This window comes from Muricoccus nepalensis, from assembly GCF_006438825.1.
In the GTDB taxonomy this organism is placed as follows: Bacteria; Pseudomonadota; Alphaproteobacteria; order Acetobacterales; family Acetobacteraceae; genus Roseomonas; species Roseomonas nepalensis.
Genome location: NZ_RCZP01000031.1, coordinates 1 through 17,609 on the forward strand (window position 1 = coordinate 1; position 17,609 = coordinate 17,609).

Annotated in this window: 17 protein-coding genes and 1 pseudogene; 9 read left to right on the plus strand and 9 right to left on the minus strand. The window is 73.6% G+C overall.

The window, feature by feature from the left end:
• The 7 genes and pseudogenes from EAH89_RS22330 to EAH89_RS22360 all read right to left on the minus strand — a co-directional run.
• Positions 1 to 273: pseudogene (locus tag EAH89_RS22330) on the minus strand (transposase); the annotation flags it as partial.
• 45 nt (positions 274 to 318) lie between these two features.
• On the minus strand, positions 319 to 1,146 hold the full coding sequence (locus EAH89_RS22335) for a CheR family methyltransferase (RefSeq protein WP_140885923.1): 828 nt from the start codon (positions 1,144 to 1,146) through the stop codon (positions 319 to 321).
• A complete protein-coding gene (cheB, locus tag EAH89_RS22340) occupies positions 1,143 to 2,444 on the minus strand; it encodes a chemotaxis-specific protein-glutamate methyltransferase CheB (protein ID WP_140885982.1) in 1,302 nt (433 codons plus the stop codon). Before cheB ends, EAH89_RS22335 begins: the two co-directional genes overlap by 4 nt.
• A 71-nt stretch (positions 2,445 to 2,515) precedes the next feature.
• Complete coding sequence (locus EAH89_RS22345) at positions 2,516 to 2,896, minus strand: response regulator (RefSeq protein WP_140885924.1); 381 nt, start codon at positions 2,894 to 2,896, stop codon at positions 2,516 to 2,518.
• Between the two features lie 13 nt (positions 2,897 to 2,909).
• Positions 2,910 to 3,404, minus strand: coding sequence for a chemotaxis protein CheW (locus tag EAH89_RS22350; RefSeq protein WP_140885925.1), 495 nt, complete (start codon positions 3,402 to 3,404; stop codon positions 2,910 to 2,912).
• Between the two features lie 31 nt (positions 3,405 to 3,435).
• On the minus strand, positions 3,436 to 6,144 hold the full coding sequence (locus EAH89_RS22355; RefSeq protein WP_140885926.1) for a hybrid sensor histidine kinase/response regulator: 2,709 nt from the start codon (positions 6,142 to 6,144) through the stop codon (positions 3,436 to 3,438).
• Between the two features lie 85 nt (positions 6,145 to 6,229).
• On the minus strand, positions 6,230 to 6,838 hold the full coding sequence (locus EAH89_RS22360; protein WP_140885927.1) for a histidine phosphotransferase family protein: 609 nt from the start codon (positions 6,836 to 6,838) through the stop codon (positions 6,230 to 6,232).
• A 125-nt stretch (positions 6,839 to 6,963) separates the two neighbouring features.
• Here EAH89_RS22360 and EAH89_RS22365 point away from each other — a divergent pair, with 125 nt between their 5' ends.
• From EAH89_RS22365 to EAH89_RS22380, 4 genes are all read left to right on the plus strand, one after another.
• The gene (locus EAH89_RS22365) at positions 6,964 to 7,143 is read left to right on the plus strand and encodes a DUF3553 domain-containing protein (RefSeq protein ID WP_140885928.1); all 180 of its coding nucleotides are present in this window, start codon (positions 6,964 to 6,966) and stop codon (positions 7,141 to 7,143) included.
• A complete protein-coding gene (locus EAH89_RS22370) occupies positions 7,140 to 7,895 on the plus strand; it encodes a sulfite exporter TauE/SafE family protein (protein WP_241667153.1) in 756 nt (251 codons plus the stop codon). Before EAH89_RS22365 ends, EAH89_RS22370 begins: the two co-directional genes overlap by 4 nt.
• Positions 7,896 to 7,982: 87 nt before the next feature.
• Complete coding sequence (gene moaA / locus EAH89_RS22375) at positions 7,983 to 8,984, plus strand: GTP 3',8-cyclase MoaA (protein WP_140885929.1); 1,002 nt, start codon at positions 7,983 to 7,985, stop codon at positions 8,982 to 8,984.
• Positions 8,985 to 9,008: 24 nt separating this feature from the next.
• The gene (locus EAH89_RS22380) at positions 9,009 to 9,425 is read left to right on the plus strand and encodes a hypothetical protein (RefSeq protein WP_140885930.1); all 417 of its coding nucleotides are present in this window, start codon (positions 9,009 to 9,011) and stop codon (positions 9,423 to 9,425) included.
• 37 nt (positions 9,426 to 9,462) lie between these two features.
• On the opposite strand, the gene EAH89_RS22385 is transcribed toward EAH89_RS22380, so the two are convergent.
• Complete coding sequence (locus tag EAH89_RS22385; protein WP_241667154.1) at positions 9,463 to 10,305, minus strand: tripartite tricarboxylate transporter substrate-binding protein; 843 nt, start codon at positions 10,303 to 10,305, stop codon at positions 9,463 to 9,465.
• 227 nt (positions 10,306 to 10,532) lie between these two features.
• Between EAH89_RS22385 and EAH89_RS22390 the strand changes: the two genes are divergently transcribed.
• From EAH89_RS22390 to EAH89_RS22400, 3 genes are read left to right on the plus strand one after another with little or no spacing between them, the layout of a single operon-like run.
• Positions 10,533 to 11,882, plus strand: a complete 1,350-nt coding sequence (locus tag EAH89_RS22390; RefSeq protein ID WP_140885932.1) for a replication-associated recombination protein A — start codon at positions 10,533 to 10,535, stop codon at positions 11,880 to 11,882.
• On the plus strand, positions 11,879 to 12,268 hold the full coding sequence (gene crcB, locus EAH89_RS22395) for a fluoride efflux transporter CrcB (RefSeq protein WP_140885933.1): 390 nt from the start codon (positions 11,879 to 11,881) through the stop codon (positions 12,266 to 12,268). Before EAH89_RS22390 ends, crcB begins: the two co-directional genes overlap by 4 nt.
• Entirely contained in the window at positions 12,265 to 12,864 is a 600-nt protein-coding gene (locus EAH89_RS22400; protein WP_140885934.1) for a DUF938 domain-containing protein, read from the plus strand. Before crcB ends, EAH89_RS22400 begins: the two co-directional genes overlap by 4 nt.
• A 1-nt stretch (position 12,865) precedes the next feature.
• On the opposite strand, the gene EAH89_RS22405 is transcribed toward EAH89_RS22400, so the two are convergent.
• Positions 12,866 to 13,930, minus strand: a complete 1,065-nt coding sequence (locus tag EAH89_RS22405) for a GNAT family N-acetyltransferase (RefSeq protein WP_161993716.1) — start codon at positions 13,928 to 13,930, stop codon at positions 12,866 to 12,868.
• A 99-nt stretch (positions 13,931 to 14,029) separates the two neighbouring features.
• Here EAH89_RS22405 and EAH89_RS22410 point away from each other — a divergent pair, with 99 nt between their 5' ends.
• Positions 14,030 to 15,004, plus strand: coding sequence for an RluA family pseudouridine synthase (locus tag EAH89_RS22410; RefSeq protein WP_140885936.1), 975 nt, complete (start codon positions 14,030 to 14,032; stop codon positions 15,002 to 15,004).
• Between the two features lie 34 nt (positions 15,005 to 15,038).
• On the plus strand, positions 15,039 to 17,555 hold the full coding sequence (locus tag EAH89_RS22415) for an AsmA family protein (protein ID WP_140885937.1): 2,517 nt from the start codon (positions 15,039 to 15,041) through the stop codon (positions 17,553 to 17,555).
• Positions 17,556 to 17,609 lie beyond the last annotated feature (54 nt).

Below are 17,609 nucleotides of genomic sequence, written 5' to 3' on the forward strand. Positions count from 1 at the left end.
GTTCCTGCGCCATGCTCAGCAGGCGCTCCCACACGCCCAGGCGCGACCAGCGTATGAAGGTCTGTGCAGCCAGCCCGTGGCGTTCGGAGCAGTGCTCCGAACCCACCAGAGCCCCTCCTCCACCGGCAGGGCCCGCCACTTCGCGCCGTTGTCGTGTCGCCAGAGGATCGCGCCGATGGTCCTGCGCAGGTGCTGCGGCGGCACCTTGGCGTGCGGGCGGCAGGCCTCGACCAAGGGCTCCAGCACTGCCCACTGCTGGTCCGTCAGCGCCATCGCACCCTCCGCAAAGCCGGAGAACACAGGCATCTTGCCAAGGATTCAGGCGCTAACAGACCCTAGAACTGGAGTGTGGGACAACGCATAGACGCCGCGCTCACCTTCGACTGACGCAAAACGTGTCGTCAAACCGAGCACAGTCTCCGCCCCACCAAGGTAGAGAACGCCATCCGGCGCCAACCGGTCCGCCAATGCGGAAAGCACACGCGTCTTCGTTGACGCGTCAAAGTAAATAAGGACATTTCGGCAGAAGATCACGTCGAAAGTTCCGAGCGGACGAAGATCAGCCAGCAGATTGCCCGTCTCAAAGCGTGCAAGAGCTCGCATGGCGGGTGATATCCGCCACTGTGTGCCTTCCTGCTTGAAGTGCTTCACCAGCATCTGAACCGGCAACCCCCGCTGCACTTCGAACTGGGAGTAGACGCCTTCACGAGCCCGACGGACCACGTCGGTGCTGAGATCAGTTCCGACAACCTCGAGGCGGGACGCCAAGCCGAGGGCGTCTGCCACCATGGCGACCGAATATCCTTCCTGCCCCGTGGAGCAAGCGGCCGAGAGGACACGCAGACGATGCCCGAGAGGGCGCGTTGCGGCCAAGCGCGGCAGGACGCGCCGAAGATGCTCGAAAGGCTTCCCATCACGAAAGAAGAAGGACTCGTTCGTTGTTAGGGCCTCGGTGACCGCCGCCGCCAGACGTTCGCTCGCTGGCCCGCGCAGCTTCGCCGCCACGGCATCCAGATCGGGCAACGCGTGCTCGCGCATCAAGCCACCAAGCCGTGTGTCGAGCATGTAGGACTTGTCGGCGCCCAGAACGATGCCGGCGCGCGCGTGCACCAGCCCAGCAATCGTCTCAAACGCAGTTCCGCTCACGACGCCATCCTCCCCGCCTCAGTCCCTACTCCGCTCAGCATCGCCGAAACCCGTGGTCCCAAACGTTCCGGCGGGAGGATTTCTCTCGCAAGCCCAGCACGCGCGACCGCGCCGGGCATTCCCCAGACCACGGAAGAAGCCTCGTCCTGTGCCAGAACGATACCGCCAGCCGCAACAAGGCTACGGCAGCCTTCAAGGCCATCCTGGCCCATACCGGTGAGGATCACAGCCAGAACGCGTCCGTCACACGCGCGCTGAGCACTGCGGAGCATTGGATCCACCGCAGGCCGGCAGAAGTTTTCGGGGGGGTCGTCCCTCAGCCTCGCGGTCAATCCACCGGTGCCGCGCTCAATGAGCAGATGCTTGTCGCCGGGTGCGACATAGGCTCGGCCGTTCTGCAAGACCTCCCCGTCCCTGGCCTCGGCGACTCGAAGCGAGCCGAGACGATCCAGGTGATCCGCCAACATTGCGGTGAATCCGGCGGGCATGTGTTGAACAATCACGATTGGAACGACGGGTGCCCCGTTGAGCGACCGAAGGAAAGCGGCAAGCGCTTGCGGACCACCGGTCGACGACCCGATGGCGAGGAGAGACGGCGCTCCAGAGGCCTTTCCTGCTCGGGACAACGCAGGGGGCGGAAGCTCGGACGCACTCGCGACGCCCGGCGCCGGTACGCGCGCCAAGACTCGCTTGACAGGCGGTGCCGCCTTGAACACCGAAGGCGGGGGCCCCGTTGGCCTTGGCGGAGGCATGGTCGTCGCGGATCGGAGAACACGAGTGTCTGAGGGAACTGGCTCGTCCGCGGTCGTGTTGGACATGACCGGGGTGGCCGGACCCGCGTTGGGCGAGACCACGGCGACAGCGCTCACGGGGGTGACCGGTGCAGCGGCCAGCGCGGCGGTCCGGCGGCGCATGCGTGCCCAGCCCTTGACCTTCTCCAGCAGCTCAGCCCGGAAGACGGGGTCCGATGCTCCGCCACGACCGGCACCGGGCTTCGGGATGTAGTCAGACGCGCCGGCCCGCAGTGCGGACATCGCCTCCGCCGCGCCGCGCTGCGTCACCGCGCTCGCGACGATAACCGCCAAGCGAGGGTCGGCGCGTAGCAGCCGAGGCAGAGCGGCAAGACCGTCCAGCACCGGCATTTCGAGATCGAGAAGAACCACGTCGGGTCGCGCTTCAGCCAAGGCATCCAGCGCTTGCTGCCCGTCGCCCACACGGGAGACGACCTCGATCTCAGGGTCGGCACTCAGCAGTCCGGCGAGGATGCCGCGCACGGTCTGGCTATCATCGCAGATCATGACGCGCACCGGGCGCCCTTGGGAGGGGGTGCCAGGCTTCGCGCCGGGCGACCCGCCCGGCCAGTCCCCGCTCACGCCGCCGCGTCCGGCAGCAATCCGAGCACTTCGAGCTTGCCTGCCAGGATCGCCTCGTCGAACGGCTTCATGATGTACTCCTGGGCGCCACCCTCGAGAGCGACGACGATCCGGGAGAAGTCGGTCTCCGTCGTACAGAGCATGATGCGCGGCTCATCCGGGCCGAACTCTTCCCGGGCAAGCCGGAGGAAGGTGATGCCGTCCATCACGGGCATGTTCCAGTCCAGCAGCACCAGCGTCGGCAGCGCGGCGCGGCAGGCCTCGAGGGCTTGCTGGCCGTCCTCGGCCTCCCGCACCACGAAGCCCTGCGCCTCCAGCATACGGCGCGCGGCCCGGCGGACGGTGCGGCTGTCGTCCACGACGAGACAGTCCGGCATCTCCCTTCTCCTCTCAACCGATGTCTAGGATGCGCTCGACATCCAGCATGATGAGCAGCCTTGAGGCGCCCCCACCGCTGCTGTCCGGCACGTCTTGGTGAACGCCGGCGCAGACCTCGCGCCAGAGGGGATCAAGGGTCGGCGGGTTAGGGGCCAGGCTCGCTTCCGGGAGCGCCAGCACGTCGCCGACGGAGTCCGCGAGCAGCGCGTAGAGCTCGCCACCCCCTTCCACGACCACGCTCATGGGAGGCGAGGCGTTGGGATCGCGCGACGGCAGGCCGAGACGGCGGCGCAGGTCGACCGCGGTCACGATGCGGCCGCGCAGGTTCAGGCCACCCGCGACCTCGGGAGGAGCCAGCGGGATGGGCGTGATGGCCTGCGGTCCCAGGATGTCGCGCACACCGAGGACGGGAACACCGCAGAGCTGTCCGGCGACCGTCAGGGTGAGAACAGAAGTTTCGGCGGTTGCCGGCACGGTGGCACGCCGGGTAGCGAGGGCAGCGTCCATGAGCATCTCCTAATGATCGTGACGGGTCGGCTCAGTTGCCGCCGGACGCCTGGACCGAGGCGAGGCAGCCGCGCAGCGCGCCCAGGAGGGCGTCGCGGTCGAACTTCGGCACGTGGTCCATGAAGCCCGCCTCCCGGCTGCGCCGGACCGAGGCGTCGTCCGTGTGCGAGGTGAGGGCGATCATCGGCGTCTCGTGCCAGCTGCCGCCATCCCGCACGGCGCGGGCGAGGCCCAGGCCGTCGAGCTCGGGCATCTCGATGTCCGACACGATGACGTCGAAGCTGTCGCCGGCCTCGCGCAGCTTCAGGGCCTGGGTGCCGCTGGCGGCCGCCGTCACCTCGAAGCCGGCGGCGCTGAGGGCGGGGACGAGCATGTTGCGGAAGAAGGCGCTGTCCTCCACGACCAAGACCCGTGTGCGGCGCGACGAGGCGGAGCGATTCGAGCCGAACCAGTGGTCCCCGGCCTGGCGCAGCCACCAGGCGCAGTCCACCACCTCCGTGGCGCGCCCCGAGATCACGGCCGTGCCGAGGTAGCCGGGGCGCTCCTGACCGCTCTCGATCTTGAGCATCTCCTCGACGACGTCGAGGATCTCGTCCACGGCGAGGCCCATGGCGCGGCCGCTGTCGTTGAAGACGAGCACGGCCTGGCGTCCGCCCGGCGCCGGCGGCACCCAGTGGTCCGACATCGGGACCAGCGGCATCAGGGCGCCGCGGTACTGGACGACCGGCTTGCCGTGGGACATCTCGATCCGCTCCGCGGGCAGGTCCTCCAGCCGGGCGACCAGCCCGAGCGGCACCGCGCGCGGCCCGCCGTCTCCCGCGCGGAAGAGCAGGAGGGACAGGCGCTCGGCCGAGGTGGCGGTGGTGACCGCCGCGCTCCGGCGATCCTCCTGCACGCCCTCGGCGCCGACGCCGGTGGCCCGGGCGATGCCGTTCGGATCGAGGATCATGATGACCGACCCGTCGCCGAGGATCGTGTTGCCGCTGAACATGGTGACGTGCCGCAGAATGGGCGCGACGGGCTTCACCACGATCTCCTCGGTGTCGAAGACGCGGTCGACAATGATGCCGAAGAGGTTCTGCCCCACCTGCGTGACCACGACGAAGCCGCCGCGCTCCGCGGCCGACGCGTCGGGCACCCGGTCATCGAGGCGCAGCAGCCGGGAGAGGGACACCAGGGGCAGCAGTCGGTCGCGGAGGCGCAGGACCGGAGCGTCCTTGATGTGCATCACGCCGTCGCCGGCCCGGACGAGCTCCACGACGCCGATCTGCGGGATGGCGAAGCGCTCGCCGCCGGCCTCGACGATCAGGGCGGAGACGATGGCCAGGGTCAGGGGGATCTTGATGAGGAAGGTGGTGCCCTTCCCTTCCCGCGACCGGAGGTCGATGGTACCGCCGATCTTCTCCACGTTGGTCTTCACGACGTCCATGCCGACGCCGCGGCCGGAGACGGAGGTGACCGCCGCGGCGGTGGAGAAGCCGGCGCGGAAGATGAAGCGCTGGATGTCGCGCTCGCCCATGCCGGCGAGCTCCTGCTCGGTGGCGAGGCCCTGGGCGAGCACCTTCGCGCGGATCTTCTCGACCGGCAGGCCGCGCCCGTCGTCGCCGACCTCGATGATGATGTGCCCGCCCTCGTGATAGGCGTCCAGGATGATGCGCCCGGCCTCGGGCTTGCCGGCCTCGCGGCGCTCCGCCGGCCCTTCGAGGCCGTGATCGCCGGAGTTGCGGACCATGTGGGTCAGCGGGTCGCGGATCATCTCGAGCACCTGGCGGTCGAGCTCGGTCTCGGCGCCGCGCATCTCGAGCTCGATCTTCTTGCCCAGCTCGCGCGAGAGGTCCCGCACCAGGCGCGGCAGGCCCTTCCAGGCGTTGCCGATCGGCTGCATGCGGGTCTTCATCACCCCCTCCTGCAGCTCGGAAGTGATGTGCGACAGGCGCTGGAGCGGGCCGGTGAGCGCGGTGTCGTTGCGGGCGCGGGAGAGCTGCAGGAGCTGGTTGCGAGTCAGGACGAGCTCGCTGACGAGCGTCATGAGGCTCTCGAGCACGTCGACGTTCACGCGCAGCGTCTGGGCCACGCCCACGCCTTCGGTGGCGGGGGCCGGCTCGGCCGGGGGCGCCGCCGCGCGGACGGGGACGGGGACGGGGGGCTCGGGGGTGGCGGGCTCGGGGGCGGCCGGGGCGCTGGCCGTCTCGGCCGGCGCGGGCTTCGCGCGGCGCGCGCGGGCGGGCTTCGCACCGCCCTTGGCGGGGGCCTGCGCCGCGGGCGCGGAGGGCGCCGCGGCGTCGACGACCGGCCCGGTCGCGCCGCTCGTCCCGCCGGCGGGCTCGCCGGCCGGCGGCGGGGCGGCGTCCTCGACGGGGGCGTGGCCCGCGAAGACCGCGTCCAGCTCGGCGATGATGGCGCTGTCGTCGCCGGCCGGCTCGTTCCCGGACGCTTCCAACCCGGCCATGATCTCGCGGACGCGGTCCACCACGCGCAGGATGAGCGACACGCCGCCCGAGGTGACGGCGAGCGAGCCGTCCCGGTAGCGGCCGAGGACGTTCTCGCCGGCATGGGCCACGCGCTCGAGGCGGCCGAGGCCGAGGAAGCCGCAGGTGCCCTTGATGGTGTGGATGAGGCGGAAGATCTCGCCGATCGTCCGGGGATCGTCCGGGTGACGCTCGAGTCGGAGGAGGGCCGTGTCGAGTCCGGCCAGCCCCTCGCTCGTTTCGGTAAGAAAATCGGCGATCAAGTCGTCCATGGGAACCCCGCGAGCCATATGCGGGGATCAACATGCCGGTCGGTGCCCGAAGATTTGGTAAAGCACCGCCCGATTCCTGGCGTCGCTAGGCGACGCGCTGCCTCGCTTCCGGCATGAGCGTGAGCGGGGCGGCGGCGCCGTCCCTCCCGAGCGCCAGGGCCGGCCCCATCCCCGCCGCGGCGGCCAGGTGCAGCAGCAGCGGCGCCATGACGTCGCGCGGGCCGGAGACCTCGTCGCCGGCCAGCGCGGCGGTCAGGCAGGGCGGCCAGGCGGCGTTGCGTCCCTCCGGCCAGACCGCCAGCCCGCTCGCCTCGCCCGCCAGATGGACCGTGCCGCCGCGCGGCAGGGCCTCGCTGGCCAGCATGACGGCGGCCAGCGCCGCCTGGGCCAGCGGCGCCGGGAGCGTCGCCTCGGACAGGCCCGAGAGGTCGGCGGTGACGCGGCCGCTGGCGAGCGCGCCGTCGAGCAGTTCCGAAAGGCCGTTGCGGCCGAGCGGCCCCGCCCCGGCCCCGGCCACCGCCCGCCAGAGGCGCAGCCGCAGCCGCATGGCCGCGGCCCCGTCGCGGGCGACGGAGAGGGCCTCGACCGGCTCCACCTCCGCGAGGTCGAGGGCTCCGGACAGCGCGCCTAGCGGGCCGCCGATGTCATGGCATATACGCGCGCTGAGGTCCTGCGCGAGGGACAGCACGTTCATCCGTGCGCTCCTGTTGGGAGTGCCGCTTTTGCCACTCCCGTGCTTGATGGCTAGTAAAGCGACCGGCCGGAGAAGTCGCACCCCGGCGTCCGCGGCGCGGCACAGGGAGCGGACTGCAGTATCATATGAACAGCATTTTCGAACCCGGCCAGTATGTCAGACACCCGGCCCGCCCCGATTGGGGAATCGGCCAGGTCCAATCCGTGGTCGGAGATCGCGTCACCGTCAACTTCGAGAACGCCGGCAAGCTGCTCATCAACACCGCGCAGACCATCCTGGAGATCGTCGACGGCGCCGGTCCGTGAGCGATCTCGCCGGCGCCTTCGCGGAGGCGGTCCTCCACCTGTCCTTTCTCCTCGCCGCGCTCGGCGTCGGGGTGGCGGGGGTGATGCGGGGCTATTCGGGATTCGGGACCGCCATCCTGCTGGCCCCGATCCTCTCGACCCTCTGGGGGCCGCGGGCGGGCGTGCCGGTGCTGCTGCTCATGGAGCTCGTCGTCTCCGTCCAGCTCCTTCCCCGCTCCTTCAAGGAGGCGGACCGCCGGATGGTGCTGCCGATCGGCCTGGCCGCCGTGCTGGCGACGCCGCTGGGGGCGGGGGTGCTGCTCTACGCGGACGGCCTCGCGCTGCGGCGGGCCATCGGGGCGCTGGTGCTCGTCTTCGGCCTACTGCTGCTCTCGCCCTGGCGCTACCGGGGCGCGCGGCCGCTCCCGCTCAACGTCCTCGTCGGGGCCGTCGGCGGGCTGCTCAAGGGGGCCACGGGCATGTCGGGGCCGCCGATCATCCTCTACTTCCTCTCGGGGCCGGAGGAGGCGCGGCGGCACCGGGCCAACCTGATCCTCTTCTTCGGGCTGATCGCCATCGTCGCGGTCGTCCCGCCCCTGATCGGCGGCCTGATCGACGCGACCGCGCTGATCCGCACCGCGGCCCTGCTGCCGCTGATGGTCCTCTGCGTCCGCCTCGGAACCCGGCTGTTCCACGTGATCCCCACCGTCTGGTACCGCCGCTTCGCCTTCGGTGCCCTCGTGCTGGCGGGCTCGATCGCGCTGCTGGCATAGCCGCCACCCTTGCGAAGGGCGGGGTGAGCGGCCCAAATCGGGGCGAGAGGCGCCCTCCCCGGCGCCCGTCGAGGAGTGCCCCCCTTCATGCTCGATCCGTTCCGCCGGCGGATCTCCTATCTCCGGGTTTCGGTGACGGATCGCTGCGACCTCCGCTGCGTCTACTGCATGGCCGAGGACATGACCTTCCTCCCCAAGCGCGAGCTCCTCACGCTCGAGGAACTAGAGCGGCTCTGCGGCGCCTTCATTGACCTCGGCGTCGAGCGAATTCGGCTGACCGGCGGGGAGCCGCTGGTGCGGCGCGGGGTCATGCAGCTTTTCGAGGCGCTCGGGCGCCGGATCGGCCCGAAGGAGGCCGGGCCCGGTCTTCGGGAGCTGACGGTGACCACCAACGGCACCCAGCTGACGAAGATGGCGGACGGCCTCTTCCGGGCGGGCGTGCGGCGCATCAACGTGTCGATGGACACGCTGGACCCCGCGACCTTCACCGCGGTCACCCGCTGGGGAAAGCTCGACCAGACGCTCGACGGCATCTTCGCGGCCAAGGCGGCGGGGCTGGCGGTGAAGATCAACGCGGTGGCGCTGAAGGGGGTGAACGAGGACGAGTACGACCGCCTGATCGCCTGGTGCGGCGAGCACGGCTTCGACCTCACCCTGATCGAGACGATGCCGATGGGCGACGTCGCCGGCGACCGGACGGACCAGTACCTTCCGCTCTCGGCCGTGCGGCGGCGGATCGCCGAGCGCTGGACCCTGGTGCCGAGCGAGCACCGCACGGGCGGCCCGGCGCGCTACGACACGGTGGCGGAGACCGGCCAGCGCCTCGGCTTCATCACGCCGATGACCCACAATTTCTGCGAATCCTGCAATCGCGTGCGGCTGACCTGCACGGGCACCCTCTACATGTGCCTTGGCCAGGAGGACGCGGCGGACCTTCGCGCCCCCCTTCGCGACCCCTCGGTCGGCGATGCGGGCTTGCGGGACGCGATTCTCTCCGCCATTGCGCGGAAGCCGAAGGGGCATGACTTCGTCATAGGGCGGGACGCCCGCCCCTCGGTCGGCCGGCACATGAGCGTGACGGGCGGTTGAGACGAGGGGACGGAGGGACGCGGCGTGCTGAATTCGGAACTCGCCGCAAGGCTGGCGATCCCGGGGCTGCCGGAATGGAGCGGGCTGGTCATCCTCCTGCTCGGGTTGCTCTTCGTCCTGGCCTTCGTGATGATGCCCTTCAGCGTCTTCGGCACGAAGTCGCGGCTGGACGCGATCGAGGCGCAGCTGGACGAGGTCCAGCAGGAGATCCGCAGCCTCGCCCTGCGCCTGCCGGAGCCGGGCATGCGGCGCCGCGCAGCGGCCGAGGACGGTTACGAGGATTCCGTCATGCGGTCGGACCCCTCCCCCCGGGATGACCGCTTCCGGGACGAGCGCGCGCCGCGCATGACGCCGCCAATCCCGCCCCCGCCGGCCTGGCCGGAGGCGGGGCGCGAAGCGGGACGGCGGGCCGAGCCGCGCCTGGGCCCGCCGCGGCGCTGAACGGGCGCCGGCCGGCGCGATACGCGGCGCCGCGCCGTCAGCCCGCCTCGATCCTCGCGCTCCGCACGATGTCGGCCATGGCCGCCCTCTGGGCCGTGACATAGGCCGCGAAGGTGGCGGGGTCGGTGCCGACCGGAATGGCGCCGAGGGCCTCCAGGCGCTGCCTCACCGTCCCATCGGCCAGCGCCGCCGTCGAGGCCTCGAACAGACGCTGCACCACCGGCGCGGGCGTCCGGGCGGGGGCGTAGAGCCCGTTCCACTCGTTCAATTCGTAGCCGGGGAAGCCCTGCTCCGCGATCGTCGGGATGTCCGGCAGGGGCGGGATGCGCGCCGCCGTGGTGACGCCGAGGGCCCGGAGGCGGCCGTCACGCACGAGCTGGACGGAGGAGGAGACGGTGCCGAAGACGAAGGCGGTGCTGCCGCTCATCATGTCCTGCAGCGCCGCCGTGCCCCCCCGGTAGGGGACGTGCTGGATGTCGAGGCCGGCGCGCTGGAGGAAGAGGGCGGCGGCGAGATGGGCGGCCGTGGCGTTGCCCGAGGACCCGTAGGAGAGGTTCGGCTGCCCCTTCGCCCAGGCGATGAACTCGGCAAGCGAGCCGGCGGGGACCCGGGCGGGGTCCACGACGAGGAGCTGGGGAAGCACCACCACCTCGCTGATGGGCGCGAAGGCCGTGCCGTAGTCGAAGGGCAGACCGCGCAGCACGAAGGGGTTCACCACATGGGCGAGGGCGTCGACCATGATGGTGTGGCCGTCCGGGGCCGAGCGGGCGAGCTCCCCGGCGCCGAGGCTGCCGCCCGCGCCCGGGCGGTTCTCCACCACGACGGGCTGGCCGAGGGCCGCGCCCATGGGCGTCGCGAGGAGGCGGGCGGTCGTGTCCACGCCGCCGCCGGGCGTGTAGGGCGCAAGCAGCCGTATCGGGCGGCTGGGCCAGGCGAGCTGGGCCTCCGCCCCTCCGGCCCGGAGCGCCGACAGGGCGAGGATGGCGGCGCCGAGGGCGCGGCGGGTCGGCTGGGGCCTGGCGATTCCTCCGTGCCTCCTGTCTAGCCCGGATCGGCCAGGCCGGCGCCCCCATCGAACCGCGAGCCGGCATCGCCTATCCTGGGCGCATGCCCCCCCGCCGCCCCGCCTCTGAGGATCTTTTCGGCGCCGACGAGCCGCCCCCTTCCGCCGCGCCCGCGGGCCCCCGGCCGCTGGCGGACCGGCTGCGGCCGCGGACGCTGTCGGAGGTGGTCGGGCAGGACCAGCTCCTGGGATCCCAGGGATCGCTGCGGCGGATGCTGGACCGGGGCGCCTTGGCCTCGCTCATCCTCTGGGGCCCGCCGGGGGTGGGAAAGACCACCATCGCCCGCCTCCTCGCCGAGGAGGCGGGGCTGCGCTTCGCCTCCCTCTCGGCCGTCTTCTCGGGGGTGGCGGACCTCAAGCGCGCCTTCGACGAGGCCCGGATGCGGCGGGCGGGCGGGCAGGTGACGCTGCTCTTCGTCGACGAGATCCACCGCTTCAACCGGGCGCAGCAGGACGGCTTCCTGCCGGTGGTGGAGGACGGGACCGTGGTGCTGGTGGGCGCGACCACGGAGAATCCCTCCTTCGCCCTCAACGGCGCCCTGCTGTCGCGCTGCCAGGTCATGGTCCTCAAGCGGCTGGACGACGCGGCGCTGGAGCTCCTCCTCGCGCGCGCGGAGGCTGAGGGCGGGCGGCCGCTGCCGCTGGACGAGGCCGCCCGGGCCACGCTGCGGGCCATGGCAGACGGCGACGGGCGCTACCTGCTGAACATGGCGGAGCAGCTTCAGGCCCTGCCCGCGGGGACGCGCGCACTGGACGTGGCCGGTCTCTCCTCGCTCCTGGCCCGCCGCGCCGCGCTCTACGACAAGGACCGGGAGGAGCACTACAACCTCATCTCGGCCCTTCATAAGTCCCTGCGGGGCTCCGACCCGGACGCGGCGCTCTACTGGTTTGCGCGGATGATCAAGGGCGGCGAGGACGCCCGCTACATCGCCCGCCGGCTGCTGCGCTTCGCCTCCGAGGACGTGGGGGCGGCGGACCCGGCCTCGCTCACCCTCGCCCTCGCGGCCTGGGAGACCTACGAGCGGCTGGGCAGCCCGGAGGGGGAGCTGGCCCTGGCGCAGCTCGTGCTGCACCTGGCGGCGGCGCCGAAGTCGAACGCGGCCTACGCGGCCTGGAAGGCGGCGCAGGCGGCCGCGGGCGAGACGGGCAGCCTGATGCCGCCCGCCAACATCCTCAACGCGCCGACGAAGCTCATGAAGAGCCTCGGCTATGGGCGGGACTACGCCTACGACCACGACACGGAGGAGGGCTTCTCCGGCGCGAACTACTTCCCGGACGGGATGGAGCGGCTGCGGCTCTACCGCCCGACCGAGCGCGGGGCGGAGGCACGGGTGGCGCGGCACCTCGAGCGGCTCGAAGCCCTGCGGGACGAGATCCGGGGAGGCGGCCGGTGAACCCGCTTTCGCTCGGGCCGGTGCTCTGCGTGGCCGCGGGCGGCGCGGTCGGCTCGGTGCTGCGGCACCTCGTGGGGGTGATGGCGCTGCGCCACGCCGGGGCGGACTTCCCCTGGGGAACCCTCGCGGTGAACGTGGTGGGCAGCCTCGCGATCGGCGCCATCGGGGGGGCCGTGGCGGACGGGGCGGCGCTGGCGCCGGAGCTCCGGCTTTTCCTCGTGACGGGCGTCCTCGGCGGCTTCACCACCTTCTCGGCCTTCTCGCTGGACACGGGCGCGCTGTTCCAGCGCTCCCCGGCGCTGGCCGCGCTCTACCTGGCCGTGACGATCGGCGGGGGGCTCGGGGCCTTCGCCCTCGGCTGGCTCCTCGGGCAGCGCGCGGCATGAGCGGCGACCCGCGCCGTCACGCGCCGGCGGCGGCGCGGAACCGGGAGCCCATCCTCGCGGTGCTGCGCGGCTGGCTGCCGGCCCGGGGCCTCGTGCTGGAGGTCGCGAGCGGGTCCGGCGAGCACGCCGCCCATTTCGCGGCGGCCCTGCCCGCCCTCGACTTCCAGCCGAGCGACCCCGATCCCGCGGCCCTCGCCAGCATCGACGCCTGGGCGGAGGGGCGGCCGAACATCCGGCCGGCGGTCGCGCTGGACGCGGCGGCGCCGGGCTGGCCGGTGGACCGGGCGGACGCGGTGCTCTGCATCAACATGATCCACATCGCGCCGCCCGCGGCGACGGAGGGTCTGCTGCGCGGGGCCGCCGCGTGCCTTCCGGCCGGGGGCACCCTGATCCTCTACGGCCCCTACCGGGTCGGCGGGCGCCACACGGCGCCGAGCAACGCCGCCTTCGACGCCGACCTCCGCGCGCGGAACCCCTCCTGGGGCCTGCGCGACCTGGAGGCGGTCTCGGCACAGGCGGCGGCGCAGGGCTTCGGCGCCCCGGATATCCGGGAGATGCCCGCGAACAACCTCATGCTGCGCTTCCGCCGGCCCTAGCTCAGCTTCGCGAGGGCTTCCGCCCGTGGGAGACCTCCGGCGTGCCGCGGAAGAGCGACATGTGGGTGTGGGTGGCCACCCAGGGGTCGCCGATCGTCTCGCGGGCGAAGGTGACGGTGGCGCGGCCGAGGCGGTCGAAGGGCGACCCGTCCTCGCGGTAGCCCGTGGAGTCCCAGACCGCCATGCCCGTCGCGTGGAGGCGGTCGGGCGAGACGACGGCCTGCACCCCGTCCAGCCGCCAGGTGAAGCCGTCGATGGTCGGCCAGACCCGGCGCCACTGGTTGGCCTCCGCGTTGTCGCGCCCGTTCATGAAGTCGGTGTGGGTGCCGAAGGCGATGAAGTCCTCCGCGAAGAGGGCGCGGGCCGGGGCGAAGTCCACGGCGCGGACGTGCTCGGCCAGCCGTGCGAACCAGTCCCGGATGAGGGCGATGTCCTCGGGGGCGACGGGGGTTCCTGCCTTCACGGCCATGGGGCGCTCCTCTGTTCCTGTGCCCTCCCGCTTGAGGACCGGGATCGCCGGCGGCGCAAGCCCCTCGCGGCGCCCCGGGGCGCGGACCTCGTGGACGACGATCCGTTCCTCCCGGCCACGGGCGGGCGCCAGGTCCACGCGCTCCCCCACCCGCCGCATGCCGAGGGCGCGCATGACGGCGAGGGAGGCGTGGTTGTCGGGCTGCGCGCCGGCCTCGACGACCGCGACACCGAGGCGGTCGAAGGCGGCCGGGAGCAGGGCCGCCGCCGCCTCGCGGATATAGCCCCGCCCCTGGTGGGGCTCCGCGCACCACCAGCCCATGGTGGCGCGGTCCGCGTCGCCGCGCTTGCGCAGCGCGTGGACCCAGCCGACCAGCGCCTCGTCCTCCGTGCGGCGGACGACGCCGGCAAGGCCGATCGCGCGCCACTCGACGATGCGCGCCCGCATGAGCGACGCCGTCCAGGGGATGGGCCAGGCGGCCAGGCGGGCGGAGATCGCCGGCGTCATCAGCGCGGCGAGCGGCCCCGCGTCCGCGCGGACCGCCGGGCGGAGGGTGAGGCGCGCGGTGCGGATCGGCGGGAAGTCGTGCTCGCGCATGCCGGGACCTTGCTCGAACGGGGCCCTGCTGCGAAGTGCCCCCGCTGCGAAGTCCTGGGGTGCGCGCCGCCCCGGGGGCGGTGCTAAACCCGGGCCACCATGAGCATCACCCATCAGACCGTTCTCGCCGACGAGGCTGACCTCCGGCTGGACCGCTGGTTCCGCCGGCATCACCCGAACCTGACCCAGGGGGCGCTGCAGAAGATGCTGCGCACCGGGCAGGTGCGGGTGGACGGCAAGCGGGCGGAAACCGGCACCCGGCTGGCCCCCGGGCAGGAGATCCGGGTGCCGCCCATGCCCGAGGCCCCCTCCCCCGAGCCGGCCCGGCCGGCGGTGTCGGAGCGCGACGCGGCGATGCTCGAGCGGATGGTCATCTACCGCGACGATTCCGTCATCGCGCTCGACAAGCCCCACGGCCTGCCCGTGCAGGGCGGCCCGAGCATCGCGCGCCACCTGGACGGGATGCTCGACGCGCTGCGCTTCGGGCACGAGGAGCGCCCGCGCCTGGTGCACCGCCTGGACAAGGACACCTCGGGGGTCCTGCTGCTGGCGCGCACGGCAACGGCGGCGGCGCGGCTGGCCGCGGCCTTCCGGGGGCGGGACGCGCACAAGACCTACTGGGCGCTCGTCGTCGGGCGCCCGCACCCGCTGGCGGGGCGCATCAACATGCCGCTCGCGCGCCAGGGCGGGCCGCGCGGCGAGCGCACGGCCCCGGCCGGCGAGGGCGACGACGGCGCGGCCGCGGTCACCGATTTCCGGGTGGTGGACAACGCCCGCAAGCACGTCTCCTGGCTCGAGATGAACCCGCTGACGGGGCGGACGCACCAGTTGCGCGTGCACGCGGCGGCCGCGCTGAAGTGCCCCATCCTCGGCGACGGCAAGTATGGCGGGGCGGCCGCCCACCTGGAGGGGATGTCGGGGCTGCTGCACCTCCACGCGCGCACGATCGAGCTGCCGCATCCCGAGGGCGGCACCCTCTCGGTCTCCGCGCCCCTGCCGCCCCACATGAACGAGAGCTTCGCCTTCCTCGGCTTCGACCGGCCGCGGACGCCGCCGGCGAAGCGGGTCCGCTGACGTTTCCAGCGAAGGTCACGCCAGGAGCCGCGCCATGAACCCGCCCCCACGCCAAGGATCGCCCCGCCGGATGCGGCCCTGGCTGGTCGGTCTGCTCGTGGTCCTCGTCGGCCTGCCGCTCGCCGGCTACGCCGCGCTCCTCCTCGTGCTGAACTCGGATTGGGTGCGGCCGCGGGTGGAGGCGGCGGTCCGGGAGGCGACGGGCCGGGACTTCACCCTGTCCGGCCCCGTCGGCCTCAAGGCCTCCCTGGTGCCGGTGGTCACGCTCGACGGGCCGGTGCTGGCGAACGCGCCGGGCGGCTCCCGGCCCGAGATGCTGCGCGCGCGCCGGATCGAGGCCGAGGTGGCGCTGCTGCCCCTGCTGTCGCGCCGGGTCGAGCTGCGGAGCCTGGCGATCCTCGGCGCGGACCTGCTCCTGGAGGTGGACGCCGCGGGGCGCGGCAACTGGCAGTTCGTGCGGGCGCCGCGGCCCGAGGGGGCGCCCTCGTCGGCCCCCGCCGCGCCCTCCCGGCCCTTCGGCCTCGATGTCGGCGCCGTGACGCTCGAGGCGAGCCGGGTCACCTGGCGGTCCGGCGGGCGGGAGGAGATGGTCGAGGTGCCGCGCCTCGTTCTGCGCGGGTCCGAGCAGGGCCTCCTCGCCGAGGGGCAGGTGGTCGCGCGCGGGGTGGCCGCCACGGTGAACGGCTCGGCCGGTCCGCTCGCCGCGCTGCTGGGCGAGGCCGCCGGCGAGTGGCCGTTCCGCCTCGGCCTCTCGGCCCCCGGGCTGAACGCGGAGGCGGGCGGGGCGCTCGCCCTGCCCTTCCGCGGCGGCTGGCGGGCGCGCCTGGCCGCCACGGCCGACACGGCGGCGCGGCTGGCGCCGGCCTTGCCGGGTGTTTCGCTGCCGGAGGCGCGCGGGTTGTCGCTGGTAGCGGAAACCGACGCGGAGAGCGGGCTGAAGGCGCTGCACGTCTCCCTGGCCGAGGCCACGCTCCGCCCGGGCGCGCCGGGCCTCCTGGCCGGGCCGCTGCGGATCGACGCCGCCGGGCCGGACGCGCCGGTCACGCTCGGCGGCACGCTGCGGAGCGGCGCGCTGGCTGTGAATCTCGGGGCGCAGGGCCCGTCGCTGCGGACCCTGGTGGCGGGCGGGGGCGGGCCGGTCGCCATCACCCTCGAGGGCGAGGGGCTGGCCGGAAGCGTGAACGGGGCGGTGGCGCCGGGGCGGAGCGTCGCGGGGACGGACTGGGTGGTCTCCCTCCGCGCGCCCGACCTCCGGGCGCTCGGCGCGCGGGCCGGCTTCGCCGCCGCGCCGGGCCTGCACGAGGCCGCGCTGGACGGCCGGGCGCGCGTGCTGGCGGACGGGGTGGACGTGCTGGAGCTCGTGCTGGCCTCGCGCGAGGCGGCGGGGCGGGCCAGCTTCGGCTGGCGCGTCGGAGCGGTGCCGCACGGCCAGTTGCGCGCGGTGATGGAACGGGTAGACGCCGACGCCCTGCGCGCTGCGGCGCCCGCCGCACCGGCCCCCGCCGAGGCGGCGCCGGTGACCGCGCCTACGCCCACTCCCGGCGCGCGGCCGGACGGGCGGGTCATTCCCGAGCGCCCGGTGGACGTCTCCGCGATCCGGGACGCGGGCTTCAGCCTCGACGCGGAGGCGACCGTCGCCCTGCTGCGCTCCGGCGGCGCGGACTGGCGGGACCTGTCGCTGCGGGCGGTGCTCGAGGGGGGCAAGCTGACCGCGGAGCGCGTCTCGGCCGTGACACCGGGCGGCCCGCTCGCCGGGCGCTTCGCCGTGGAGGCCGAGGGGCCGGCGCCGCGCCTGTCCCTGGCGCTCCGCAGCGGCGAGGGTGGGGTGGAGGTGGGCGCCCTCCTCCGGGCGCTGGGGGTGTCGCCGCCGGTCTCGGGTCCCGCGGCGCTCGACCTTTCGCTCGCCGGGACCGGCGCCAGCACGCGGGCGCTCGCCGCCAGCCTGTCGGGCCATCTGGGGCTCGCGATGACGGGCGGGCAGCTCGACCCGCGGCTGCTGGCCGGGGCGGCGTCGGCCCTGCGCGGCGCCATCCCCGGCGAGGCCCTGGGCAGCGCGTCGGAAATCCGCTGCCTCGCGCTCCGCTTCGACCTCGCCGGCGGCGTCGCGCAGTCGAGGGCGCTCCTCCTCGACACGCGGGTCGCGAGCACCACCGGCGCGGGCGCGGCCAATCTCGGGGACGAGACCCTCGCCTTCCGGCTGCGGCCGGTGGTGCGGGTCGGGGACCTGTCGATGACGACGCCGCTCGGCATCACCGGCCGCTTCGGGGCGCCGCGCTTCTCGGTCGATCCCAACGCCGCGGCGGCCGCGGCGGCGGGGGTTCTGGGCGGGTTGGCGCGGCGGTCGGACGACGGGGAGGCGGCCGCGCTCGGCGCCCTGGCCGAGGGGCTTCTCGGCGGGCGCGGCGCGGCCCCGGCCGGGGGGCACTGTGCGGCGCAACTGGCGGTGGCGCGGGGGGAGACGGCGGCGGTGGGCACGGCGCCCGCGGCGCCGGCCCCCCGGGCACGGGAGCCGCGCGTGCCGGACCTGCTGCGGGGTCTCCTCGGCCGGTAGGTCGCCGGCCCCGTCACCATGGGGGCGCGAAGGCTTGGCCTCAGCGGCGGTGAG